Source organism: Marinobacter sp. ST-43 (assembly GCF_030541085.1).
Taxonomy (GTDB): domain Bacteria; phylum Pseudomonadota; class Gammaproteobacteria; order Pseudomonadales; family Oleiphilaceae; genus Marinobacter; species Marinobacter nauticus.
This window is the reverse complement of record NZ_JASSVO010000014.1, coordinates 1-22567: the sequence shown is the minus strand read 5'-3', so window position 1 is coordinate 22567 and position 22567 is coordinate 1. Positions and strand designations below refer to the sequence as shown.

General features: G+C 57.6%; 20 protein-coding genes and 3 tRNA genes. 14 read left to right on the top strand and 9 right to left on the bottom strand.

The window, feature by feature from the left end; all coding sequences use genetic code 11:
• Positions 1-51: 51 nt before the first annotated feature.
• Both QPL98_RS14865 and QPL98_RS14860 read right to left on the bottom strand, forming a co-directional pair.
• Complete coding sequence (locus QPL98_RS14865) at positions 52-561, bottom strand: DNA polymerase III subunit chi (protein WP_141067908.1); 510 nt, start codon at positions 559-561, stop codon at positions 52-54.
• Positions 551-2041: a leucyl aminopeptidase gene (locus QPL98_RS14860; protein ID WP_303293546.1), complete on the bottom strand. Its 1491-nt coding sequence runs from the start codon at positions 2039-2041 to the stop codon at positions 551-553. The genes QPL98_RS14865 and QPL98_RS14860 overlap by 11 nt, the downstream gene beginning before the upstream one ends.
• Positions 2042-2278: 237 nt before the next feature.
• On the opposite strand from QPL98_RS14860, the gene lptF reads away from it, so the two are divergent.
• Both lptF and lptG read left to right on the top strand, forming a co-directional pair.
• Entirely contained in the window at positions 2279-3382 is a 1104-nt protein-coding gene (lptF, locus tag QPL98_RS14855; protein ID WP_303293522.1) for an LPS export ABC transporter permease LptF, read from the top strand.
• Complete coding sequence (gene lptG / locus QPL98_RS14850; protein WP_014421880.1) at positions 3375-4436, top strand: LPS export ABC transporter permease LptG; 1062 nt, start codon at positions 3375-3377, stop codon at positions 4434-4436. The genes lptF and lptG overlap by 8 nt, the downstream gene beginning before the upstream one ends.
• Before the next feature lie 8 nt (positions 4437-4444).
• Here lptG and QPL98_RS14845 read toward each other — a convergent pair whose 3' ends face one another.
• Positions 4445-4981: an RDD family protein gene (locus tag QPL98_RS14845; protein WP_226611705.1), complete on the bottom strand. Its 537-nt coding sequence runs from the start codon at positions 4979-4981 to the stop codon at positions 4445-4447.
• 158 nt (positions 4982-5139) lie between these two features.
• Here QPL98_RS14845 and alaS point away from each other — a divergent pair, with 158 nt between their 5' ends.
• The 6 genes from alaS to QPL98_RS14815 all read left to right on the top strand — a co-directional run bounded on the left by alaS (position 5140) and on the right by QPL98_RS14815 (position 9929).
• Positions 5140-7770 carry an alanine--tRNA ligase gene (gene alaS / locus QPL98_RS14840; RefSeq protein ID WP_023011361.1) on the top strand — a complete coding sequence of 877 codons (2631 nt, stop codon included), beginning with the start codon at positions 5140-5142 and terminating at the stop codon, positions 7768-7770.
• A 105-nt stretch (positions 7771-7875) separates the two neighbouring features.
• The gene (locus tag QPL98_RS14835) at positions 7876-9114 is read left to right on the top strand and encodes an aspartate kinase (protein WP_011784482.1); all 1239 of its coding nucleotides are present in this window, start codon (positions 7876-7878) and stop codon (positions 9112-9114) included.
• Between the two features lie 172 nt (positions 9115-9286).
• On the top strand, positions 9287-9484 hold the full coding sequence (gene csrA, locus QPL98_RS14830) for a carbon storage regulator CsrA (RefSeq protein ID WP_011784483.1): 198 nt from the start codon (positions 9287-9289) through the stop codon (positions 9482-9484).
• Positions 9485-9610: 126 nt separating this feature from the next.
• Positions 9611-9700, top strand: a tRNA-Ser gene (locus QPL98_RS14825).
• A gap of 55 nt (positions 9701-9755) precedes the next feature.
• Positions 9756-9832, top strand: a tRNA-Arg gene (locus tag QPL98_RS14820).
• A gap of 20 nt (positions 9833-9852) precedes the next feature.
• Positions 9853-9929: transfer RNA gene (locus QPL98_RS14815), tRNA-Arg, on the top strand.
• A gap of 99 nt (positions 9930-10028) precedes the next feature.
• On the opposite strand, the gene QPL98_RS14810 is transcribed toward QPL98_RS14815, so the two are convergent.
• Positions 10029-10565 carry a DUF2058 domain-containing protein gene (locus tag QPL98_RS14810; protein ID WP_303293521.1) on the bottom strand — a complete coding sequence of 179 codons (537 nt, stop codon included), beginning with the start codon at positions 10563-10565 and terminating at the stop codon, positions 10029-10031.
• A gap of 104 nt (positions 10566-10669) precedes the next feature.
• Here QPL98_RS14810 and dbpA point away from each other — a divergent pair, with 104 nt between their 5' ends.
• From dbpA to QPL98_RS14790, 4 genes are all read left to right on the top strand, one after another.
• Complete coding sequence (gene dbpA, locus QPL98_RS14805) at positions 10670-12043, top strand: ATP-dependent RNA helicase DbpA (RefSeq protein ID WP_303293520.1); 1374 nt, start codon at positions 10670-10672, stop codon at positions 12041-12043.
• Positions 12044-12268: 225 nt separating this feature from the next.
• Positions 12269-12520 (top strand): OadG family protein, encoded by a 252-nt coding sequence (locus tag QPL98_RS14800; RefSeq protein WP_011784486.1) that lies wholly within the window; start codon positions 12269-12271, stop codon positions 12518-12520.
• A 42-nt stretch (positions 12521-12562) separates the two neighbouring features.
• Entirely contained in the window at positions 12563-14350 is a 1788-nt protein-coding gene (gene oadA, locus QPL98_RS14795; protein WP_183581307.1) for a sodium-extruding oxaloacetate decarboxylase subunit alpha, read from the top strand.
• A 25-nt stretch (positions 14351-14375) separates the two neighbouring features.
• On the top strand, positions 14376-15698 hold the full coding sequence (locus QPL98_RS14790; protein WP_022991729.1) for a sodium ion-translocating decarboxylase subunit beta: 1323 nt from the start codon (positions 14376-14378) through the stop codon (positions 15696-15698).
• 56 nt (positions 15699-15754) lie between these two features.
• On the opposite strand, the gene QPL98_RS14785 is transcribed toward QPL98_RS14790, so the two are convergent.
• From QPL98_RS14785 to imuA, 3 genes are read right to left on the bottom strand one after another with little or no spacing between them, the layout of a single operon-like run.
• Complete coding sequence (locus tag QPL98_RS14785; protein WP_286893104.1) at positions 15755-18874, bottom strand: error-prone DNA polymerase; 3120 nt, start codon at positions 18872-18874, stop codon at positions 15755-15757.
• Positions 18874-20295, bottom strand: a complete 1422-nt coding sequence (locus tag QPL98_RS14780; RefSeq protein ID WP_023007869.1) for a DNA polymerase Y family protein — start codon at positions 20293-20295, stop codon at positions 18874-18876. The genes QPL98_RS14785 and QPL98_RS14780 overlap by 1 nt, the downstream gene beginning before the upstream one ends.
• 3 nt (positions 20296-20298) lie before the next feature.
• On the bottom strand, positions 20299-20991 hold the full coding sequence (imuA, locus tag QPL98_RS14775; RefSeq protein ID WP_011784491.1) for a translesion DNA synthesis-associated protein ImuA: 693 nt from the start codon (positions 20989-20991) through the stop codon (positions 20299-20301).
• A gap of 127 nt (positions 20992-21118) precedes the next feature.
• Between imuA and QPL98_RS14770 the strand changes: the two genes are divergently transcribed.
• Both QPL98_RS14770 and QPL98_RS14765 read left to right on the top strand, forming a co-directional pair.
• On the top strand, positions 21119-21457 hold the full coding sequence (locus tag QPL98_RS14770; RefSeq protein WP_014421872.1) for a 4a-hydroxytetrahydrobiopterin dehydratase: 339 nt from the start codon (positions 21119-21121) through the stop codon (positions 21455-21457).
• Positions 21458-21489: 32 nt separating this feature from the next.
• Positions 21490-21765, top strand: coding sequence for a YrhK family protein (locus QPL98_RS14765; RefSeq protein WP_022991732.1), 276 nt, complete (start codon positions 21490-21492; stop codon positions 21763-21765).
• Here the strand turns inward: QPL98_RS14765 and QPL98_RS19485 are convergent.
• A complete protein-coding gene (locus QPL98_RS19485; RefSeq protein ID WP_341456418.1) occupies positions 21716-21880 on the bottom strand; it encodes a tyrosine-type recombinase/integrase in 165 nt (54 codons plus the stop codon). The genes QPL98_RS14765 and QPL98_RS19485 overlap by 50 nt on opposite strands.
• A gap of 31 nt (positions 21881-21911) precedes the next feature.
• Positions 21912-22097: a hypothetical protein gene (locus QPL98_RS14755; protein WP_228285454.1), complete on the bottom strand. Its 186-nt coding sequence runs from the start codon at positions 22095-22097 to the stop codon at positions 21912-21914.
• Between the last annotated feature and the right edge of the window lie 470 nt (positions 22098-22567).

Sequence of the window (22567 nt, the reverse complement as noted above, 5' to 3'; positions counted from 1 at the left end):
AATTCTGAATCGGACGATTATACATGGTCGTCTTGATCGCGGCGAACCTGGCTAGCGTTTCCGCATATCATGCACCCGAGCTTCAATGCCCAGTGACCGCAACTGCTTGTAATGCCCCCGCGCCTGGTTCAATACCGCCGGATCATTATGGGCAACCAGTGCCAGGCGGCGGTATTGGTCAGCGTCTTCAGGCAGCGCTGAGGACAATACGATAACGGTGTCCCAGTCCACCGCGGCTGGCGGGTAGAGCAAAATGCCGACGGGGTCGGTGCAAGGTGTGGTTGCTGCTTTGGCGATGCTGTGAGGGATGAAGGCTTCGGGGGTGAAGTTCCACAACAGGTCGTCGAGTTCCAAGGCCTGTTCTTCAGTGTCACAAAGAACGCACACACGGTCGCCTTGCTGCCAGGCTTTGTCCACGAGTTTGGCAGCGTGGAGGTGGCGGGCGGCGTGGGTGTTCTGGGCGAGGATGTGGAACCAGTAGCGCTGGTTTCTGTCGTCCTGGCCGGAGGGGCCGGCAGCTGGGCTGCCGGGCTCCGGTGGGTTTGGCTGGTTATCCTGCATGGGTCATCAGGTAGTCGACCAGCAGGGGGACCGGACGGCCGGTGGCACCTTTGGCTTTGCCGGAGTTCCAGGCGGTGCCCGCGATGTCCAGGTGGGCCCAGCGGTAGTCCTTGGCGAAGCGGCTCAGGAAGCAGGCGGCGGTGATGGTGCCCGCGGGGCGGCCGCCAATGTTGGCCATGTCCGCGAAGTTGCTGTCGAGCTGGCTCTGGTATTCGTCCCACAGAGGCAGGCGCCAGGCGCGGTCGCCGGTGCGTTCGCCGGCGGCGAGCAGTTCGTTGGCCAGTTCGTCGTTGTTGGACAACAGCCCGGTGGCATGATTGCCCAGGGCGATAATGCAGGCGCCGGTGAGGGTGGCCATGTCGACCACGGCTGCCGGGTCAAATTTCTTCACGTAGGTGAGGGCGTCGCACAGTACCAGGCGGCCTTCAGCGTCCGTGTTGAGGATTTCGACGGTCATGCCGCTCAGGGTTTTGACGATATCGCCGGGGCGGGAGGCACCGCCGTCGGGCATGTTTTCAGCGGCAGCGATCACGGCAACCACGTTGATCTTGGGTTTGGTTTCAGCCAGGACTTTCATGGTGCCGAATACGCTGGCGGAACCACCCATATCGTATTTCATTTCGTCCATGCCTTCGCCAGGCTTGAGGCTGATGCCGCCGGTATCGAAGGTGATGCCTTTCCCCACCAGTACGTAGGGTTTGTCTTTGGCCTTGCCGCCACGGTATTCCATCACGATCAGGCGCGGAGGCTGCTTGGAACCTTTGCCTACGGCCAGGATGGTGTTCATGCCCAGTTTTTCCATCTGCTTCTCGTCCAGAACTTCGGTCTGGATGGAGTCGTAGTCTTTGGCCATGGCCTTGGCCTGTTCGGCAAGCCAGACCGGGTGGCAGATGTTGGGTGGGGTGTTGCCCAGGTCTTTGGTGTAGTTCATGCCGCGGCCGGTGGCCAGGCCAAGGTTGAAAGCATCTTTCAGGGACTTGCCGGCGCCGGATGCCTGTACCACAACTTTTTTCAGTTTGCGGGCGGCAGGCTTGTCGCTTTTGAATTCGGTGAAGGTGTAGAGCTGGTCTTCCAGAATCCGGCCAATCAGGTCGAGCCGGGCTTCTTCAGAGCTGACCGCAGCTTCGCCCTGAACCGCTGTATCGGTCAGGCTGATCAGTGCACTTTTGGAGGGGCCATCTTTCAATGCGCCGGTCATGGCAATCAGGCTCTTACGATACGCTGTGGCTGTGCGGTCTGCATCTTTGCCGGTGCCAATTACCACAACGCGCTGCCAGGGTTGATCCACCAGGGGCAGGGTATTCACGGAGGCGTTCTTGCCGGTCAGGTCGCCGGCTTTCTCGAGTTGCTTGATCAGTCCGCCCAGCGCGTCGTCTGCCGCTTTGGTGGATTCTGGCCACTCGCCTTTCTCAGGCAGGCCGATAACCAGGCAGTCGGCTTTGGTGGCTGTGATGGCTTTGCTGCTCAGGCTGAAATTCATGGCAACTCTCATGGCAACTCCGTTGTCAGATTATGCTTTATTCAATTGAATTGAATGTTGATGGCAATGCTCATAAGGATTGGGGCAAAGCCTTTATTAATCAAGCCGGGTGCCCGCTTCGTTACGATGGTTTTATCGTGTAGGCCCCGTACTGTCATTCGTCGGCGAGGTTACATAGAATACGCGCTGTTCTCCTTAACCTCCATCTCCAATGACGGCGCCGCCAGAGAGACTGATTTGAGTATTATCTTCCGTTACCTCATTCGCCAGATCATGGTCAGTATGCTTGCGGTGTCAGGCATTCTGTTGCTGGTGTTCATGAGTGGGCGTTTTATCAAGTATCTGGCCGATGCTGCTGAGGGCGAGATTGCGGCCGGCGTCCTGTTTGCGATTATGGGGTATCGTTTCCCCGGGTTTCTGGAATTAATTCTGCCCCTGGGCCTGTTTATCGGAATTCTGCTGGCCTATGGCCGGATGTACCTCGAAAGCGAGATGACGGTGTTGTTCGCCTGCGGTGTGAGTGAAAAGCAGTTGCTGGCGAAAACGTTACTTGGAGCGCTGCCGGTCATGCTGGTGGTGGGGGCCATGAGCCTTTACATCTCTCCCTGGGGCATGAAACAGGTGGAGCACATCTTTAACGAGCAGCGAAAGGCCACCGAGTTTGAAATGCTGGCCCCGGGGCGGTTTCAGGACTTTACCTCCGGGGATCGGGTCACTTACACCGAGGCCCTGAGCGACGACAAGCGCCAGTTGCAGGGGGTGTTTATTGCCGAGTACGACAAGGACGGTAAGGGTGTCACTCTGATCACTGCGGAGTCTGGCTCCCAGTTCATTGACGAGGAAACCGGCAGCCGGTTTCTGGTGCTGGAGGATGGTGGGCGTTTTCAGGGTGCTCCCGGCCGGCTGGATTACAACGTCACTGAATTTGAAGCCTACGGTTTGAAGATTGTCAGCGGCCAGGAGGGCAGCAAGGAGCTGGAGGAAGGCCTGAGCACGCTGGCACTTTGGAACTCGGATGATCCGGAAGACCGGGCTCTCTTGCACTGGCGAATATCGCTACCGCTGATAGTGCCGATTGTTACCTTGCTGGCCGTGCGGCTCAGCCGGGTGAATCCCCGGCAGGGGCGGTTTTTCCATCTGTTGCCGGCAATGCTGGTTTACATCACCTATCTGGGCTTACTGATTGTGGCGCGGGATGCGCTGGCGGATGAAAAGGTGCCTGAATGGGTGGGTATGCTCTGGGTGCATGCGCTGTTCCTGGCGCTCGGCCTGTGGCTGCAGTTTGGCCCCGGGTGGCTGAACCGTCGTCGTCTTGAGAGGGAGGGGCGCCAGCGTGCATAAGATCGATGGTTATGTCATGCGTACCGTTGGCGGCGCCATGTTCCTGGTTATGGTTGTGGTGTTGTCGCTGGATGTGATCTTTGCGTTCATTGCTGAACTGGAAGATACGCGCAACGAATATCAAACCCTGCAGGCGTTGTGGTATGTGGCGCTGACCTTGCCCCGGCGAATCTACGATTACCTGCCTCTTGGGGCCTTCATGGGGTGCCTTGTCGGCCTGGGCTCCATGGCCAGTTCCTCGGAGCTGACGGTGATCCGGGCAGCCGGCGTGTCGCTCAAACGCATTGTCTGGTCTGCCATGAAGCCGGCGCTGATCGTGGTTCTGCTCGGCGTGGCGATTGGTGAGTATGTCGCGCCGACCACCGAACGTATTGCCCAGAGTGACAAGGCGGTGGCCTTGGGTGCGGGGAGCAGCGTGGCTTCCGCGGAAGGGGTGTGGCATCGGGAAGGCAATACTTTCATGCACCTGAATGCGGTTCAGCCAAACGGTGTGTTGCATGGGGTTTCGCTGTTCCGGTTTGACGATGCCCGGCAATTGCGGGTTGCCAGCTTCGCCGAGCGTGCCATCTACCAGGGCGACTACTGGTTGCTGGAGAACGTGACCTCCACTCGCATTGAGCCGGAGCGGACCGTGCGTGATGTGAGTGCGTCACTGCGTTGGGAGACCGGCCTGTCGCCGAGCGTGCTGAGTGTGCTGATTGTGAAGCCGGAGAATCTGTCGATGACGGGCCTGTATACCTACGCGGCCTATCTCGGAGAGCAGGGGCTGAGTGCGGCGCAATACTGGCTCGCGTTCTGGAAAAAGGCACTGATGCCCCTGGGCACGGCGGTGATGGTGTTGGTCGCCATCTCCTTTGTGTTCGGGCCACTGCGGTCTGTGACCATGGGGTTCCGGGTATTTACCGGTCTGCTGGTGGGATTGCTGTTCAAGTATATGCAGGATCTGCTGGGGCCGATGAGTATGGTTTATGGCTTTAATCCGCTGATTGCAGTGCTGGCTCCGATTGTTGTTAACGGTATTGTCGGAGCCGTCCTGATGCGTCGGGCGGGGTAGCGCCAGACCTATTTCTTCTCGGGCTTGGCCACCTGAACAACCACGCTGTTGGAGGTGCGGTCGGTCAGCGACAGCCCATTGATGGGATAGAACAACGCGATGATGGCCGGGATGCTGAGCAGCAACGTCAGCGCGCCCAGGTAGTAGGCGCCGAGAATGCTCAGGAAAACGACGATCGCAGCGGTAACATAGCGAATCAGGGCCTGGGTCCAGCTCACGGAGGTGCCATCAAGATTCTCGATGCGAACGCGCCATACCTGCATGCCGAGGGTCTGGCCGATGCGGGTCCAAAAGTAGGCGAAAAACAGATACAGCACCAGAAACAGAACGAAGGTCAGCCCCGGGTCTCCTGAGATTTCACCGGCTTCGGCCATTTGTTCATAGCGATCCCAGCCCGTAATCCATCCAGCAATCATGGTGTATACCCAACTGGCGACAAGCAGCACGGCGATACTGATCAGTCCATCGTAAATAATGGCCAGGGCGCGTTTCAGGCCGGTCGCCGGTGGCAGAAGTTCATCGGCTTCATGAAAGCGTCGGGGCATGGCGTCTCCTGTGAGTTTTCACGTTTTTCAAGTTCTCGGCGTGTGCTAGAGTAGCCGATTTGCACACGCATGTAAGTAATCGCATTTAACCTCAGACCCGGCGGTTCATTCGGCGGGTGTCTGGCAAGGTGTATCAGGTCGAAAGGTATCAAAGGTCTATGAAAACCGCAGAGTTGCGACAAGCATTCCTCGAATATTTCCAGCAGCAAGGGCATGCCATTGTGCCCAGCAGTTCACTGGTACCCCACGATGATCCCACTCTGCTGTTTACCAACGCGGGGATGAACCAGTTCAAGGATCTTTTCCTCGGCCGCGAGGAGCGCGACTATACACGAGCGACCAGCTCCCAGAAATGTGTGCGTGCCGGCGGCAAGCACAATGATCTGGAAAACGTGGGCTATACAGCGCGCCACCATACCTTCTTCGAGATGCTTGGCAACTTCAGCTTCGGCGATTACTTCAAGCGCGAGGCCATTAATTTTGCCTGGACGTTCCTGACTGGCGAACAGCACCTCAACCTGCCCCAGGAGAAGCTGTGGGTAACGGTTTACGCCGAAGACGACGAAGCCTTTGATATCTGGAACCAGGAAATCGGTGTGCCGGCGGAACGGATTGTGCGCATCGGCGACAACAAAGGCGCCCGCTACGCCTCCGATAACTTCTGGCAGATGGGTGATACCGGACCCTGCGGCCCGTGCACCGAGATTTTCTACGATCACGGCCCGGATGTGGCGGGTGGGCCTCCCGGCAGCCCGGAAGAAGACGGCGACCGCTACATTGAAATCTGGAACGTGGTTTTCATGCAGTACAACCGCACCGCCGACGGCGAGATGCTGAACCTGCCCAAGCCCTCGGTGGACACCGGCATGGGGCTGGAGCGGATTGCTGCGGTTCTGCAGGGTGTTCACAGTAACTACGAAATCGACCTGTTCCAGGACCTGTTGAAGGCGGCATCCGACATCCTGGGTGGTGCGGCCACCACAGAAGCGTCTCTGCGCGTGGTGGCGGATCATATCCGTTCTTGCGCCTTCCTGATTGCCGACGGCGTGATGCCGTCCAACGAAGGGCGCGGCTTTGTTCTGCGCCGAATTATTCGTCGCGCAGCTCGCCACGGCAACAAGCTCGGTGCTACCCAGCCGTTTTTCTACAAGCTTACCGGCGCTCTGGTTGAACTGATGGGCGAGGCCTATCCGCAATTGGTGAGTAGTCGCAAGCAGATCGAAAAGGTGTTGCTGCAGGAGGAAGAACAGTTCGCCAAGACCCTGGATAAAGGTCTGCGCCTGCTGGAGCAGGACATTGCGGAGCTGAAGGGTACCGAGATTCCCGGTGAAACCGTGTTTACGCTTTACGATACCTATGGGTTCCCGGTCGATCTGACCAACGATATTGCCCGCGAGCGTGGTCTGACTCTGGATTACGAAGGCTACGAAAAAGCCATGGAGGCCCAGCGCGACCGGGCTCGTGCCGCCAGCAAGTTTGGTATCGACTACAATGCCGCCGGCATCACGATTGAGGGCAAGACCGAGTTTACCGGTTATGACCACGTCGATGGTCATGAACGTATCCGCACGGTGCTGGTCAACGGTGAGGAGCGTAACGCGGAAGCGGGTGATGAGTGTGTGGTGGTATTGGAGCGCACGCCGTTCTACGCGGAGTCTGGTGGCCAGGTGGGTGATACCGGCCTGCTGACCTGGAGCGGTGGCCGCTTCCAGGTAACCGACACCCGCAAAGAAGGTGATAACCACCTGCATGTGGGCACCCTGATTGAAGGTGAGCTGTTCCCCGGGCTGGAAGTGGATGCGCGGATTGATCATGCCCGTCGTGAACGCACCAAGCGCAACCACTCGGCTACGCACCTGCTGCATGCGGCCCTGCGCAATATCCTGGGGGAACACGTTACCCAGAAGGGCTCGCTGGTCGACCCGGACAAACTGCGATTCGACTTCTCCCATTTTGAAGCCGTGACGCCGGAGCAGCTGAGAGAAATCGAGCGTACGGTTAACGAGCAGATCCTGGAGAACACGCCGGTAGATATCGACATTACCGATATGGATACCGCCAAGGAAAAAGGCGCGATGGCTCTGTTTGGTGAGAAGTACGGTGATGTAGTACGGGTGCTCACCATGGGTACCGACAAATACTCTGTTGAGCTGTGTGGTGGTACTCACGTTGCCCGTACCGGCGATATCGGGTTGTTCCGCATTACCTCCGAAAGCGGCATTTCCTCTGGCGTTCGTCGTATTGAGGCTGTAACCGGGTTGGGTGCGCTGGAATGGGTTGATGAAACCGAGCGTACGCTGCGCGAGACCGCACGTCTGGTGAAGGGCACCCGTGATTCTGTCGTCGACAAGGTCAAGCAGGTTCTGGACCGCAATCGCCAGCTTGAGAAGGATGTCGATGCCCTGAAAGCAAAACTGGCGAGTTCCGCGGGTACTGATCTGGCTGGTTCCGCGGTCGAAGTGGCAGGCCTGAAAGTGGTGGCCTCCGAGATGGAAGGCGCTGACCGCAAGGCCTTGATGGAAACTGCGGATCAGCTCAAGAACAAGCTGGGCGAGGGCGTTGTGGTGCTGGCCACTGTCGAAGACGGAAAGGTGGTGCTGGTGGCCGGTGTTACCAAGTCCGCCACCAACCGCATCAAGGCTGGCGACTTGATGAAGCATCTGGCCTCGCTGGTAGATGGCAAAGGCGGCGGTCGCCCCGACATGGCCCAGGGTGGTGGTAATGATCCATCCCGTCTGGCCGAAGCCCTGGCTGGTGTACCGGCCTGGGTTGAGCAAAATATCGGGTAAACAACTGTTTTCTGATACGGGCGGAGGTTTATAATCCCGCCCGTTTGTTTTTAATGGCGGGGCGCCCAGCCCCGTTGTGACACCCCGTTTCGGAGTTTGGGAAACATGGCTCTGCTGGTTCAGAAATTTGGTGGTACGTCCGTCGGGACAACCGAGCGGATTGAAGCGGTAGCTGACAAGGTCTGTCGGTTCCGCAAAGAAGGGCACGATGTCGTGGTTGTGGTTTCGGCCATGAGCGGTGAAACCAACCGTTTGATTGCACTCGCCAACGATATTATGGATGAGCCTACCCCCCGTGAGATGGACGTTCTGGTTTCCACCGGCGAGCAGGTGACCATTGCCCTGTTGTCCATGGCACTCCAGAAGCGGGGCTGCGATGCCCGGTCCTACACCGGTTCCCAGGTCAGGATTCTCACGGACAGCAGCCATACCAAGGCGCGTATCAAGCAGATTGATGAGCAGCGCATGCGGGAAGATCTGGATGCCGGTCGGGTGGTCGTGGTAGCCGGCTTCCAGGGCATTGATGACAACGGCAATATCACCACGCTCGGCCGTGGCGGTTCTGACACCACGGCGGTTGCCCTGGCGGCGGCACTGAAAGCCGATGAATGCCAGATCTATACTGATGTAGATGGTGTTTACACAACTGACCCAAGGGTAGTGGACAGTGCCCGCCGGTTGGAGCGCATTACATTTGAAGAAATGCTCGAGATGGCTAGTCTGGGTTCTAAGGTACTCCAGATTCGCTCAGTTGAGTTTGCAGGTAAATACAACGTTCCATTAAGGGTGTTGTCCAGCTTTCAGGAAGGCGAGGGCACCCTGATTACTTTTGAGGATGAGAACGCCATGGAACAACCGGTTGTTTCCGGCATTGCTTTCAATCGTGACGAAGCCAAGCTGACGATCTCTGGTGTGCCCGATACACCGGGCAGCGCACTGCGGATTCTCAAGCCCGTCAGTGATGCTAATATCGAAGTAGATATGATTGTTCAGAACGTGGGCGAGGATAACAAGACTGCCTTTACGTTTACGGTGCATCGCAACGATTTCAAACGGGCCCAGGAAGTGTTGCGCGGTGTTACCGCTGAGCTGGGTGCCGGTGAAGTGGGTGGAGATACCAAGATCGCGAAGGTCAGCATCGTAGGCGTGGGTATGCGCTCCCATGCGGGCGTTGCAACCAAGATGTTTGAAGCGCTGTCCAATGAGGGCATCAATATTCAGATGATCTCCACGTCAGAAATCAAGATTTCGGTGGTGATTGATGAGAAGTATCTCGAGCTTGCCGTTCGCGCACTGCACAGTGCGTTCGAGCTGGATAAAGCCGGGGTGGAGGAGAGTGCCTGAGGCAGGAGGTCTCAAATGCTCTCTGATCAAGGTCATTGAAGATAGCTATCAGGGTTCAGGTAAGTATAAGTATTTCTGCGTCTTTAGTGTCTGAAGTGATCTCATTATAAAAGCAATAAGTAAACAGTAGTGTTTGTCGGAACAGGTAGCTCTGGAATAGGGAGTAAGGGATATGTTGATTTTGACTCGCCGTGTTGGCGAAACCCTCATGATCGGCGACGAAATTACCGTCACCGTTCTGGGTGTAAAGGGGAATCAGGTACGCATCGGTGTGAACGCGCCAAAAGATGTGGCGGTTCACCGCGAAGAAATCTATCAGCGAATTCAATCTGAAAAAGGCTCCGAAGAGCCGGAATCGGGCAATCGTTGATCAGTTAAAAAGCCGTTCGAGGGTAACCCGGACGGCTTTTTTGATTGTGGGGAAAATCGGCCAGAAAAAAGTCGTGTCAACCCTATGAAAACAGAAAAATTATGGTAGTATACGCCCCGTTCTCAAGGAGAGGTGGGTGAGTGGCTGAAACCAGTTCCCTGCTAAGGAACCGTACGAGCAATCGTACCGAGGGTTCGAATCCCTCCCTCTCCGCCATTTTCTCCCCGGAGAGAAGTGAGAACAGTTGAGGTAGCACTCAACGTTGCGATGCGCGGCTGTAGCTCAGCTGGATAGAGTACCTGGCTACGAACCAGGCGGTCGGAGGTTCGAATCCTCCCAGCCGCGCCAACATCGCAAATCAGTTTCAAGCGGCTGTAGCTCAGCTGGATAGAGTACCTGGCTACGAACCAGGCGGTCGGAGGTTCGAATCCTCCCAGCCGCGCCATATTAAAGTCAAAGCGCCTCAGTTTGTGTACCCCACAGGCTGAGGCGTTTTGCTATACAAAATAAAAAACCCCGCCTTGTGCGGGGTTTTTTATTGTCTTTACCACATCAAATCGTCGGGGATTTCATACCCTGCATACGGGTCGTCTTCGCCTGCGTCATCCTGTTTACGATCATGCATTGAGATGATGGCGCTCTCATCGCGCTCCATAATCTTGCGGGCCACCCTGTCCGGGACGATCTCATAGTGGTCACCCAGCGCCACAATGGCCAGACGGCCTCGAGAGAGTTGGTCCACCATCTGTTCGTTCACTAGAATCTTCTTGATCTTCTTGCCGTCGACAAACTGGTAGGAGGTTTCGCCGCGGCTCCGGTCCAGGCGATTGGTTTCGATCAGCTGCCGAATCTGTGCCTGAATCGCCTTTTTCTCAGCCTCTTTCTTGCGCTCAAGGTTGAGCTGCCGATCCCGCTCGGCCTTTTCCTGGCGAGCCTTGCGGGCGCGCTCTCCGGCTTCGTTTACAGTCGTGGCGCCTTTGGGCTGTTGCTTTCTCTGTTTTCGTTTTTCATTTCGTACTTCCCGGGCTTTTTTTTCGTCGGCCAGCCCGGCCTTTAATAACTGTTCCTGCAGTGAGGCCATCAGCGACTCCGTGAATTCATGATAAACTGGTGCAATCAAACGTTAAGTATACGCCGTCAGCATTCTCTCAATAACCCATCACAACCCACCCCACGGATTTTTCTATGTCATCTTTTAAAGCGCTTGGTCTTTCCGCGGCCATGCAGGCCAATCTTGATCAATTGGGTTACCAGCAACCTACGCCGGTTCAGGCAGAGGCGGTTCCGCTTGCGTTGGCGGGCAAGGACGTGATTGCCATGGCGCAAACCGGCAGCGGCAAGACAGCGGCGTTCGGGATACCGATTATCGAGGCCATCGATCCGCGACGCTTCCAGGTTCAGAGTCTTGTTCTTTGTCCCACCCGGGAACTGGCGGATCAAGTGGCCAAAGCGTTGCGAGAGTTGGCACGGGCCAAAGATAACGTGAAGGTGCTGACGTTGTGTGGTGGTGTGCCTATCGGCCCCCAGATCGGGTCGCTCAGCCATGGCGCTCATATCGTCGTGGGTACCCCTGGCCGGGTAGATGACCACCTGCGCAAAGGTACGCTTTCGCTGGATGGCTTGAAAGTGCTGGTGCTGGACGAGGCGGACCGCATGCTGGATATGGGGTTCGAGGAGGTGGTCACCAGTATCGTCTCCCAATCTCCCGGTGGCAGGCAGACGCTGCTGTTCTCCGCCACCTGGCCGCCGGCCATCAGAAAGCTGAGCGAGCAATTCCAGAGCAAGCCGGAAGACGTGCGGGTGGAATCAAAAGCGGCCGCCATCACCATTGAAGAATCCTTTTACGAAATCCAGCCGGACCAGCGGGCGGCGGCCGTGGCAGCACTGCTTTCCCGTTTTCAGCCGGTGTCGTCTCTGGTGTTCTGTACCACCAAACGGGACTGTGATGAGCTGTCGGATGAACTGGGTCGTCTCGGCTTTTCGGCGTTGTCGCTACACGGCGATCTGGACCAGCGCGAACGGGACAGCGCTCTGGTTCGATTTGCCAACCAGAGTTGTACGGTTCTGGTGGCTACCGATGTGGCGGCAAGGGGGCTCGATATCAAAGGGCTACCACTGGTCATCAATGCCGAGCCTGCGCGGGATCCCGAGGTGCACACCCATCGGGTGGGCCGTACCGGCCGGGCAGGCGAGCAGGGGCATGCGGTTACTCTTTGCACTCCGCGCCAGGGCCACAAGATTACGCGCCTGGAAGCGGAGCGGGGCGAGCCGGTGTTGTGGGGCGATACGGAGGCGTTGCTGGCGGAGGCGTTGCGCCCGGTTACGCCGGCCATGAAAACGCTGTGCCTGGCTGGCGGTCGCAAAGACAAGGTGCGCCCTGGCGACGTGATGGGAGCTCTTACCGGCGAGGCTGGTATTCCCGGCGCTGCCGTTGGCAAAATCGACCTGTTCGATTTTCAGTGCTTCGTGGCGGTTGAGTCCCGGTGGGCGTCCCAGGCGCTGGCGCGGCTGGAGAAAGGTAAGGTGAAAGGCCGGAAATTCCGGGTTAGATATGCATGATTAGAGCTGGGTGAGATTGTCTCAGCAGCTGTCATTTCAGGCCGGGACGCTCGGAAAGTCCCTATAGAAATGCGTGCTTCAGGTTGCTCCTGGTCATTGAAAACGGTAAATTACGCAGGATTTTGCCTCCCGAATTGTTCCGCCGGGCCATTAGACTTTAGTTTTAGTGGTGGCTTGTCGGGCGGTACGGGGAAATCAACAAACCAATACAGGTAGCTGTTCGATATGAATGAGCTGATGTCACAAGCCGTAGACTTGATGATTGCCGGCATGGGCTTCGTGTTCGTGTTCCTGATTATTCTGGTATTCGCGACCGGCCTGATGTCCAAAATCATCCTGCGGTTTGCGCCGCCAGAGCCGGCAACCCCGGCCAGAACGCCACGTGCCAAGCCGAAGGCGCCCACGTCGGTTGACCCTGACACCGCCGAGGCCATCAAGAAGGCGATTGCACAATACCGGTCACGCCACAAGAAGTGACCCCGGTACACGATTAGAACCTTTTAACAGAAGGCTGACACGATGACTGACACGAAAAAACCGCTGGGGATTACGGACGTAATTCTGCGTGACGCCCACCAATCCCTGCTCGCCACCCGCATGCGTCTGGACGACATGCTGCCAATCGCCGAGAAACTCGACAAAGTGGGTTTCTGGTCGCTGGAATCCTGGGGTGGGGCTACCTTTGATGCCTGTATCCGTTACCTGGGCGAAGACCCCTGGGAGCGCATCCGCGAACTTAAAAAAGCCATGCCCAATACTCGCCAGCAGATGCTTCTGCGCGGCCAGAACCTGTTGGGCTATCGTCACTATGCGGATGATGTGGTTGACCGTTTCTGTGAGCGTGCCGCCGAGAACGGCGTAGACGTGTTCCGTATTTTTGATGCCATGAACGATCCCCGCAACATGGATCGCGCGATCAAGGCCGTTCGCAAGACCGGCAAGCATGCCCAGGGTACGATTGCTTACACCACCAGCCCTGTGCACACCATCGATATGTGGGTAGATCTGGCGAAAGAAGTCGCCGACATGGGCGCAGATTCCATCGCGATCAAGGACATGGCCGGTATTCTCAAGCCGTATGTGGCCTATGATCTGGTCAGCCGCCTGAAGAAAGAGCTGGATATCCCTATCCACATGCAGTGCCACGCCACCACCGGCATGTCGACCGCTACCGCCATCAAGGCTGCGGAAGCCGGTATCGATAACGTGGATACTGCTATTTCCTCCATGAGCATGACCTATGGTCACTCGCCCACCGAGGCTGTTGTTGCCATCCTGGAAGGTACCGATCGTGACACCGGTCTTGATCTGAACCTCCTGGAAGAAATTGCCGCCTATTTCCGCCAGGTGCGCAAGAAGTATGCGAAGTTTGAGGGCAGCCTGCGCGGCACTGATTCCCGCATCCTGATTGCTCAGGTACCGGGCGGCATGCTGACTAACATGGAAAACCAGCTGCGTGAGCAGAACGCAAGCGACAAGTTTGACCAGGTGCTGGAAGAAATTCCCAAGGTTCGTGAAGACCTGGGCTTCATTCCGCTGGTGACCCCGACCTCGCAGATTGTCGGCACCCAGGCGGTACTGAATGTTCTGACCGGCGAGCGTTACAAGTCCATCTCCAAGGAAACCTCCGCCATTCTGAAGGGTGAGTACGGCGCAGCGCCAGCCCCTATGAATAAAGAGCTTCAGGAGCGTGTGCTGGATGGCAAGGAAGTCATGACCTGTCGTCCTGCAGATGTGCTTGAGCCAGAAATGGACAAGCTGACCGACGAACTGAAGAAGCTGGCGGACGAGAAGGGCATCAAGCTGGCCGACAATCTTGAAGACGACGTGCTGACCTACGCGCTGTTCCCACAGATCGGCCTGAAGTTCCTGGAGAACCGCAACAACCCGGATGCGTTCGAGCCGGTACCGACCGCAGAAGACGCCGCACCGGCCAAGAAAGCCGCAGGCCCGGAGACTTACACCGTTGAAGTTAACGGCAAGAAGTTTGTGGTGGCGGTTTCCGAAGGTGGCGAGATTACCCAGATCCAGGGTGACGGTGGCGCCGCGTCTGCTCCGGCCGCTTCCTCCGCACCCGCTCCGGCGGCAGGCGAAGGCGAGCCTCTGGTGGCACCGCTGGGTGGTAACATCTTCAAGGTTCTGGTTTCTCCGGGTGACACCGTTGAGGAAGGTGACGTGCTGATTATCCTCGAAGCCATGAAGATGGAAACCGAGGTTCGCGCACCGAAAGCCGGTACTATCGGCGAAGTCTTCATCAAGGTCGGTGATGCCGTCTCCCCTGATGATGAAATGCTGACAATCGCATAAGGGCCAGCATTCCATGGATAAATTAATGACACTGTGGACAGGCAGTGGCCTGTTCAACATCGAGCTGGGCCAGGTGATCATGATCGCTATTGGCCTGTTGCTTCTCTATCTTGCGATCAACAAGAAGTTTGAGCCGTTGCTGCTGGTGCCCATCGGGTTTGGTGGCATTCTGGCGAATATTCCGGAGGCAGGGCTTGCCCTGACTGCGGCTGAAAACGCTATTCACTTTGCTTTGCAGGGTGGCAACTCCAAGGTTCTGGCTGCACTGGCGGCGCCGCTGGATGTGGCCTATCAGGTCGGACAGGCGATTACGCCTGAGCTGAAAGAAGCCTTCAAAGTAGCGGTGAAAGAAGCCAGTTATTCCGAAATGGCGATGGCCAACTCCATTGCGCAGGATTACGGCTACGGCAATGGCATGCTGTATAACTTCTACTCTGTGATTATCGGCAGTACCGTTGGTCCTCTGCTGATTTTCATGGGTGTAGGGGCGATGACCGATTTCGGCCCTTTGCTTGCTAACCCCAAAACCCTGCTTCTGGGTGCGGCTGCGCAGTTCGGTATTTTCGGTACCGTTATTGGCGCGGCGTTGCTGGACTGGACGGGAATACTGGAGTTCAATATCCTCGAGGCCGCTGCAATCGGCATCATTGGTGGCGCCGACGGCCCCACCTCCATCTACGTATCCAGCGTACTGGCCCCGCATCTTCTGGGTGCGATTGCCGTCTCTGCTTATGCGTACATGGCGCTGGTGCCGATGATCCAGCCGCCGATCATGAAGGCGCTGACCAGCGAGAAAGAGCGTGCCATCAAGATGTCGCAGCTGCGCCCGGTGAGCAAGAAAGAGAAGATTGTCTTCCCTCTGGTTGTTCTGATTGCCGTGGTTCTGTTCCTGCCCGATGCGGCTCCGCTGCTGGGTATGTTCTGCTTCGGTAACCTGATGCGTGAGTGTGGCGTGGTAGAGCGTCTGAGCGATACCGCACAGAACGCGCTGATCAACATCGTAACCATCTTCCTGGGTCTGTCTGTTGGCTCCAAGCTGATGGCCGACAAGTTCCTGGATGGCCAGACGCTGGGTATCCTGGGCCTGGGTATTGTGGCTTTCGGTGTAGGCACGGCTTCCGGTGTACTGATGGCGAAACTGATGAACAAGTTCACCAAGGAAGCGATCAACCCGTTGATTGGCTCCGCAGGTGTATCCGCGGTGCCGATGGCGGCGCGGGTCTCCAACAAGGTGGGCCTGGAAGCCAACCCGCAGAACTTCCTGCTGATGCACGCAATGGGTCCGAACGTGGCCGGTGTTATTGGCTCTGCGGTTGCAGCGGGGGTAATGATCAAGCTGCTCGGCTGATCCTTACCGACACTGCCCTGAAAACCCCGCCTTTGGCGGGGTTTTTGCGTTTGTGGTCAGTGGAAATCCCGGGAGCTGACCGGTAGCGAGTTGATCAGATGGCTCAAGTCAGACAGCTTGCCGGCCATGACATGAACGATATCCCCCTCTTTCTCGATGACTCCTTTGACGTGTAACAACCGGGCGGTGAGCAACGGTTTGCGCTGGCGGCGGGCGGTGTCTAGCCAGACGACGACGTTGACGTTGCCGGTTTCGTCTTCAAGGGTGACGAAGGTGACGCCGGAAGCGGTGCCGGGCCGTTGGCGACCGGTGACCAGGCCGGCTACTTGTACGGGGATGCCGGGACGGGTGGCTTTGAGTTGGTCGGCGGTGAGGCAATGGCGCAGGTGGCCTTGTTCGCGGAGCAGGGCAAGGGGATGCCTTTGTAGTGTTAAACCCTGGCTGCTGTAGTCGGCCAGTACGTTTTGCCCTTCGGTGGGCTCCGGGAGCAGGTGGCAGGGTTCCGGTGTGTATTTGGTCATGGCTTCGTTAGCGAAGAGTTCGGCGGGCTCTTCGTGTTCGAGCAGTTGCCAGTAAGCCTGGTGGCGGTTGCGGGTGAAGCCGGGCATGGCGTTGGCGCCGGCGAGAAGTTCCATGTCGCTCTGGTTGAGGCCAGCTCGGGTGCGCAGTTCGGCGGCGCTTTGGTAACCGTTTGCCGGGCGGTTCTGGTGGACGCGCTCGGCGCCACTGCGAGACAGGCCTTGAATGATTCTAAGGCCAAGGCGCAGGTGCTGCTCCTGACCTTGCAGGGTGTGCTGCCACTGGCTGTGGTTGACGTCTGGTGGCAGCACGGAAACGTTGTGGCGCCGGGCATCCTGAACCAGTTGGCTGGGCGAGTAAAAGCCCATTGGCTGGCTGTTGAGCAGAGCGCAATAGAACGCTGCCGGGTGGTGGCGTTTGATCCAGGCGGAGACGTACACCAGCAAGGCAAAGCTGGCGGCATGGGATTCCGGAAATCCATAGCCACCAAAGCCGCAGATCTGTTTGTACAGGCGCTCGGCGAAGTCGGCATCGTGGCCCCGCTCCAGCATGCCCTGAATCAGTTTGTCGCGGAAAGGTGTCAGATCGCCATGGGATTTCCAGGCCGCCATGGCGCGGCGAAGTTTATCGGCCTCGCCCGCACTGAAACCGGCGGCAACCATGGCCAGTTTGATGACCTGTTCCTGGAAGATCGGCACCCCGAGGGTGCGCTCCAGCACCTGGCGTACGGCATCGTTGGGGTATTCCACCGCTTCCATGCCGTGTTTTCGGCGCAGGTAGGGGTGCACCATGTCGCCTTGTATGGGGCCCGGGCGAACGATGGCGACTTCGATCACAAGGTCGTACCAGGTTTCCGGTTTCAGCCGCGGGAGCATGTTGATCTGGGCGCGGGACTCCACCTGAAAGACACCGATACTGTCGCCTTTTTGCAGCATGGCGTAGGTGTCAGGGTCTTCCTGAGGGACATCCTGAATGGTAAACGGCGTGTCTTTCTCTTCACTGATCAGCGCCAGTGCTTTGCGAATGGCGGTGAGCATGCCCAGGGCCAGGACATCCACCTTCATCAGCCCCAGACTTTCCAGGTCGTCTTTGTCCCACTGGATAACCGTGCGCCCTTCCATGGCGGCATTCTCGACAGGCACCAGTTCTGAAAGCGGGCCGGCGCTGATCACGAAACCGCCCACGTGCTGGGACAGGTGGCGTGGAAAGCCCAGCAAGGTGTTCACCAGCGTGAAGAACTGATCCGCGACTTTGGGGCTGCGGGTCAGGCCCTTGTCCAGAATCTGCTGGCGCCAGCCGGTGGTCTTGTCACGCCAGTCGATGCCATCCAGCAGCTTCTCCACCAGTGTGGCATCAAAGCCCAGCGCCTTGCCCACATCCCGGATGGCGCTGCGGGGGCGATAACGAATCACGGTGGCGGCCAGGGCGGCCCGCTCACGGCCGTAGCGCTGGTAAATGTACTGAATAACCTCTTCACGCCGTTCGTGCTCGAAATCCACATCGATGTCGGGGGGCTCATCCCGGTCTTTGGAGATGAACCGTTCAAACAGCAGTTCCACATTGGCCGGGTTCACCTCGGTGATGCCCAGGCAGTAACAGACTGCGGAATTGGCTGCGGATCCCCGGCCCTGGCAAAGAATGCCCTGACGCCGGGCAAAGTCGACGATGTCGTGGATGGTGAGAAAATAGTGTTCGTAGCGCAGTTCGGCAATCAGCTCCAGCTCTTTGCGAATCAGTGCCTGCACCTTCATGGGTGTGCCCGATGGGTAACGCCGCCGTTCACCCTCCCGGGTGAGTCGCGCCAGAAACGATGTGGGTGTTTCGTGTTCCGGCACTAAATCGGGAGGGTATTCATAACGCAGGCTGCCAGGCTCAAAGCTGCAGGCTTCGGCGATTGCCACGGTCTCCCGAACCCAGGGCTCGGGGAATAGTCGCCGGATAACCGGTATCGGGCGCAAATAACGCTCGGCATTCTGAAACAGGCAGTGTCCGGCCTGTTCCAGCGTGGTGTGGTGGCGCAGAGCTGTCAGCACGTCCTGTAATGGCTGGCGTTCGCGGCGATGCATATGCACCTGGCCGGTTGCCACCACTGCGCAGCGCATTTGCTCAGCTAACCACCGTACGCGGACCAGTTGCTGTTCCTCGCCGGCTTCCAGTGTACGGGTCGCTGCAAGGCGTAGCCTGTGCTCGAAAATCCGTTGCAGCCATTCGCCGGTGATCAATGCCTGGTGCGCGTTGGTTTGTGATACCAGCGGTGGCAGCCACAGGCAGAGGCAGTGGTCCAGCGAATGGGTTTCGATGTCCCGGGTAAATAACCGGTATTGCCCTTTCTCAGCGCGTCGCCGCCCGGTGGTGATCAATTGGCAAAGCTGACCGTAGCCCTCGCGGGTTCGAGCCAGCAGTATGAACCGGGGTGGGGCAGTGGCGCCCTCGGGAGTATCGCTCAGTTCGAACCAGCTCCCGGTAATCAGCTTTACCGGGCTGTCTTTAAGGGCTGCCCAGGCTCTGGGGATGCCTGCCACCGAACAGGCATCGGTGATGGCAATTGCCCGATAGCCAAGCTCCGCGGCTTGCTCAGCCAGTTCATGGGGATGGGAGGCGCCGGTCAGGAAGGTGAAGTTGCTGAAGCAGAACAGCTCGGCGTAATCAGAATCCATCAGCCAAACCACCCGTGTATGTACCAGCCATCGCGAATATCCCGGAACACCCACGCCAACTGACCGCTGGACAACTGGGCAATATAGTAGTCACGGTGCACCCGCTGGCCGTCCCACCAGCCAGCACTGATGCGTTCCGGCCCCGAGAACCATCTGGCCGGAGGTTCTGCCAGTGGGTGCGGCGTGGATAACAGCCATAAAGGGCGCGCAGGCAGGCCAGAGACCTCTGGTGTTTCGCTGTGCCTGCTGGCCGGTTTTATGGCGGAGGCTGTCCAGGCAAACTCCGGGCGGTGGTCTGCCCGCGGTGCAAGCTGTTGCAATGCCTCAGTACCAAGGCGGGCCTGTAAACGACTGGCCAGCGTATGCCAGGCTTCATTCAGGTCCTGACCATCGCCCAGGAGGTCCTGGCCAACCGGGGCTTCCCGGCCCAGAAACCGCTTTACCGACAGGGACAGACTGATCACCGGTGCCCGCAGCGGGTGCTGATCCAGTTTCAGGCGCAGCAGTTTCAGAAAGCTCTCTGCCCGATGCTCCGGGCCAGTCGTTCGCAACGTTAACCGGGTGGCTTCTTCGTGCCGGTGTTGGAGTAAAAGATGCAGGGTGTCGGTGTCCTGTTGGCGCCAGCACAGGTCTTCTTCCAGCTCGGTCAGAATCCGCTGCAGCGCGAACAAAAGCCCCTGGGCATGCTCCACTTCCTGAATAAAATCGGCCCGCTGGCGGAATCGGTGCGGGGGGTGCCAGGGCGATTTGGGGTCTGGCCTGGTGCCCTGGGCTTTTTGTATACGTGCCAGCAGCTCCGGGGATAGCCTCCGTGCCAGTTCCCGGGCTGGCAGATTGAAGACTTCAGCCAGCGTATTCAGTCCCAGGCGATGCAGGCGGGTACAGGATTTTTCATCAAAACCCGCAGCCACCAGAGGCAGTTTGCCCAGGGCCGTCAGAATGTGGCCTTTGTCTGCGGTGCACTCGCCTTTGCCTGCTTGCGCAAGGAGCTGAGCCGCCAGTGGCGTATGCCCAAGAGCCAGCCAGGCAGTGAGTTGCCGCTCTGCCAGAGCCTGCTCGACCGTTTGCCAAACGGCGGGAAGCCCGCCATATAGCCGCTGGAGGCTGCTGACTTCAGCCCACAGACCGTGCGGCGGCGACAGGGTAATGTGGGCCGCGTAACGGTATAGCCAGCGGGCCTGCTCTTCCAGCAGATTGGCTTCCTGTTGAGAATCGAGATGCAGAATCACCAGGTCTGGTGCCAGGCCCAGTGCGGTCTTGAGGCGCATGCCCGGCCGAATACCCAGGTGATCGGCTTCTGGGCAAACCTGCAGAATAGCCTGCCCGGCAAGATCGACCACCGCAAGTGCGCCCTGAGTTTGCTGGCTGCGGCGAACATGATCCAGCAGCAGGTGAGGGAAGTGCAGATACAGCCACAACATGAATCAGGTGGCTCCATCCTGTGACCATGGTCCCTGAATAACACCAGTGGGGTCGCTGGCCTGAATGCCCGCGCGATGCCCAAGGGCAAGAGTGCAGCGCTGTCCTGGCCAGCTACCACGGCGTTTCAGAATGTTGATCTTGAGATCCTGGTGTTCTCCGGGAATCAGCTCCAGCCGAAGTGCGGCCGGTGAATGCTGCTCTGCCTGCCGACGTTCCCGAAACAGAATGCAGACATTGTTACCCGCTTCGGAAGCCAGTTGCAGCCGGCGGATATCCCGGGTGGCCAACTTCCCCGGCCAGGCCATCACCAGGCCTGTGACAGGGGAGCGCAGGCAGTTTTCCAGTGTCCACAGAAAGTCAGCGGAATCGTGAGTTTGAACCAGCACCAGTTGATCGGTATTTACGCCAGCCCTGGCCAGCGCCGGGGCATAAGGTGTGTGGGGCGGGTTCAGCCAGAAAATGGTCTTTCCCTGCCTGGCGACCTTCTGCATAAGCGGAAGTACCAGGTGCAGCTCGCCAATGCCACAGCTGTCCAGCAGGCATTCACTCAAGGCACCCTTGGGCCAGCCGAGCCCACCAAGTTGGTTATCCAGAACCTGATACCCCGTGTGCTCCGCCGGAGAGGCGTGTTTCTGGGGCTTATGACCCTGCCAGATACGGGCGTCCTGAAGCAGGTGGTTGAGTGATTTGCTCATGCTTATTTCTCGAGTACTGTTTATATATACAGTATTAGGAAAAAGGGTCGATTTCAACTGCCGGGTTGATAAACGACGGGGGGGCACCCACGATGTGATTGAAGCCACAAATATAGTGGAGGACGCTATGTCGAATCTTGGCCAGCAAAGCTGCAGCGCCTGCAGTGCCGATGCACCCCAGGTCACGGATGCTGAAAAGCAGACCCTGTTGAAAGACGTGCCTGAATGGCAGTTGATCGTTCAGGATGGGGAAGAGCAGTTACAGCGGGTGTTTACCTTCAAAAACTTTGTCCAGGCCCAGGCCTTTACCAACAAAGTGGCGGACCTGGCGGAAGAAGAAGGCCACCACCCCGCGATACTGTTGGAATGGGGGAAAGCCACCGTACGCTGGTGGACCCATAAAATCGGAGGTCTGCACAAAAACGATTTCATCATGGCCGCCAGAACCGACGAACTTTACCCATAATCGCTTCAAACAGACCGGAAACAGGAAGTGCCATGGACGAACAATCAATGGACAACCCGCTTACCCTGAAACTTGGCCACGAAGAGCTGATCATCCGGCGCCGCTACGAGATGATCAGCATCATCAATGATTTCTTCATCGCCATCTGGTTTCTGGTGGGGAGCATACTCTTCCTGTTTCCGAAGCATGAGACCGCCGCAATCTGGCTGTTTATTATCGGCAGCTTCCAGTTCCTGGTAAGGCCCACCATCCGCCTGATCAGCCACATTCATATCCGCCGAATACCACAGAGTAACTGGGAATCCTAAACGGCCTGGTCAATTTCCCTTCGCGAACGATCAACTGCTGCATGCCGAAATCGACGTCTTTGACACGTAATCGAAGAGCTTCGTTAATCCTCAGGCCGGCACCGTAGATCAGCATGGCCACCAGTTTGAATTCGCCCTTCAGATTGTCAATTACCCGCCTGGCCTCGTCCGGGCTGAACACAACCGGAAGCCTCGAAACTCCCGACAAAGCACTTGATCCAGAACACATAGGTTTTCTCGGTTTGGTAAGCGAGACCGCGAAGTCGGATAAAATTTCTGAGCCGATCCAGAAAGCGTGTGGATTGCGGAGAAATCGGGCAGCGGATGTCCATATCCTGGCTCCTTAATGATTATGTATAAATATACAGTATTTAATTTTCCGGAATTGTCAATCAAGTATCCAGAAGCGGAGTTATACGAACGCGTTCGCAAAACTCCGGGAAACCAGGGCGAAATGTTGCTAACCTTCTGATAAGTTTGAAAAGGAGTATCGGGGCGTGCGGAGTTATACGCCCCTAATCTGGAGCAGGGGTGGCTCGAACACGGGCGTATAACTCCGGCGGTAGCCGTGGTGGATTCAGGTAATTTTCTGATTTTATTGGTGAAGCTGGGGTTTCTGAGAGTCGCGTTTTTTGGAGTTATACGAATGCGTGTTATACGAACGCGTTCGTATAATTAGCTGTTGAACTAAACCGCTCCGCGGTAGCGGTGATACTGAGAATCTCCCCGGAATGGAGGTGATTGGAGGATACTTTTGAATGGCCCAAGTGGGCTTTTCAAAGAGGAGATGCCGCCATGACCC

Bases quoted from the DNA above. Each gene is read 5' to 3' on its own strand.
- QPL98_RS19485 (WP_341456418.1), bottom strand. From the start codon at position 21,880: ATGCTGATCTACGGTGCCGGCCTGAGGATTAACGAAGCTCTTCGATTA.
- oadA (WP_183581307.1), top strand. From the start codon at position 12,563: ATGACTGACACGAAAAAACCGCTGGGGATTACGGACGTAATTCTGCGT.
- QPL98_RS14765 (WP_022991732.1), top strand. From the start codon at position 21,490: ATGGACGAACAATCAATGGACAACCCGCTTACCCTGAAACTTGGCCAC.
- QPL98_RS14755 (WP_228285454.1), bottom strand. From the start codon at position 22,097: ATGGACATCCGCTGCCCGATTTCTCCGCAATCCACACGCTTTCTGGAT.
- imuA (WP_011784491.1), bottom strand. From the start codon at position 20,991: ATGAGCAAATCACTCAACCACCTGCTTCAGGACGCCCGTATCTGGCAG.
- csrA (WP_011784483.1), top strand. From the start codon at position 9,287: ATGTTGATTTTGACTCGCCGTGTTGGCGAAACCCTCATGATCGGCGAC.
- QPL98_RS14770 (WP_014421872.1), top strand. From the start codon at position 21,119: ATGTCGAATCTTGGCCAGCAAAGCTGCAGCGCCTGCAGTGCCGATGCA.
- QPL98_RS14835 (WP_011784482.1), top strand. From the start codon at position 7,876: ATGGCTCTGCTGGTTCAGAAATTTGGTGGTACGTCCGTCGGGACAACC.
- QPL98_RS14845 (WP_226611705.1), bottom strand. From the start codon at position 4,981: ATGCCCCGACGCTTTCATGAAGCCGATGAACTTCTGCCACCGGCGACC.
- QPL98_RS14780 (WP_023007869.1), bottom strand. From the start codon at position 20,295: ATGTTGTGGCTGTATCTGCACTTCCCTCACCTGCTGCTGGATCATGTT.
- dbpA (WP_303293520.1), top strand. From the start codon at position 10,670: ATGTCATCTTTTAAAGCGCTTGGTCTTTCCGCGGCCATGCAGGCCAAT.
- QPL98_RS14785 (WP_286893104.1), bottom strand. From the start codon at position 18,874: ATGGATTCTGATTACGCCGAGCTGTTCTGCTTCAGCAACTTCACCTTC.
- QPL98_RS14800 (WP_011784486.1), top strand. From the start codon at position 12,269: ATGAATGAGCTGATGTCACAAGCCGTAGACTTGATGATTGCCGGCATG.
- QPL98_RS14860 (WP_303293546.1), bottom strand. From the start codon at position 2,041: ATGAATTTCAGCCTGAGCAGCAAAGCCATCACAGCCACCAAAGCCGAC.
- QPL98_RS14790 (WP_022991729.1), top strand. From the start codon at position 14,376: ATGACACTGTGGACAGGCAGTGGCCTGTTCAACATCGAGCTGGGCCAG.
- QPL98_RS14810 (WP_303293521.1), bottom strand. From the start codon at position 10,565: ATGGCCTCACTGCAGGAACAGTTATTAAAGGCCGGGCTGGCCGACGAA.
- QPL98_RS14865 (WP_141067908.1), bottom strand. From the start codon at position 561: ATGCAGGATAACCAGCCAAACCCACCGGAGCCCGGCAGCCCAGCTGCC.
- alaS (WP_023011361.1), top strand. From the start codon at position 5,140: ATGAAAACCGCAGAGTTGCGACAAGCATTCCTCGAATATTTCCAGCAG.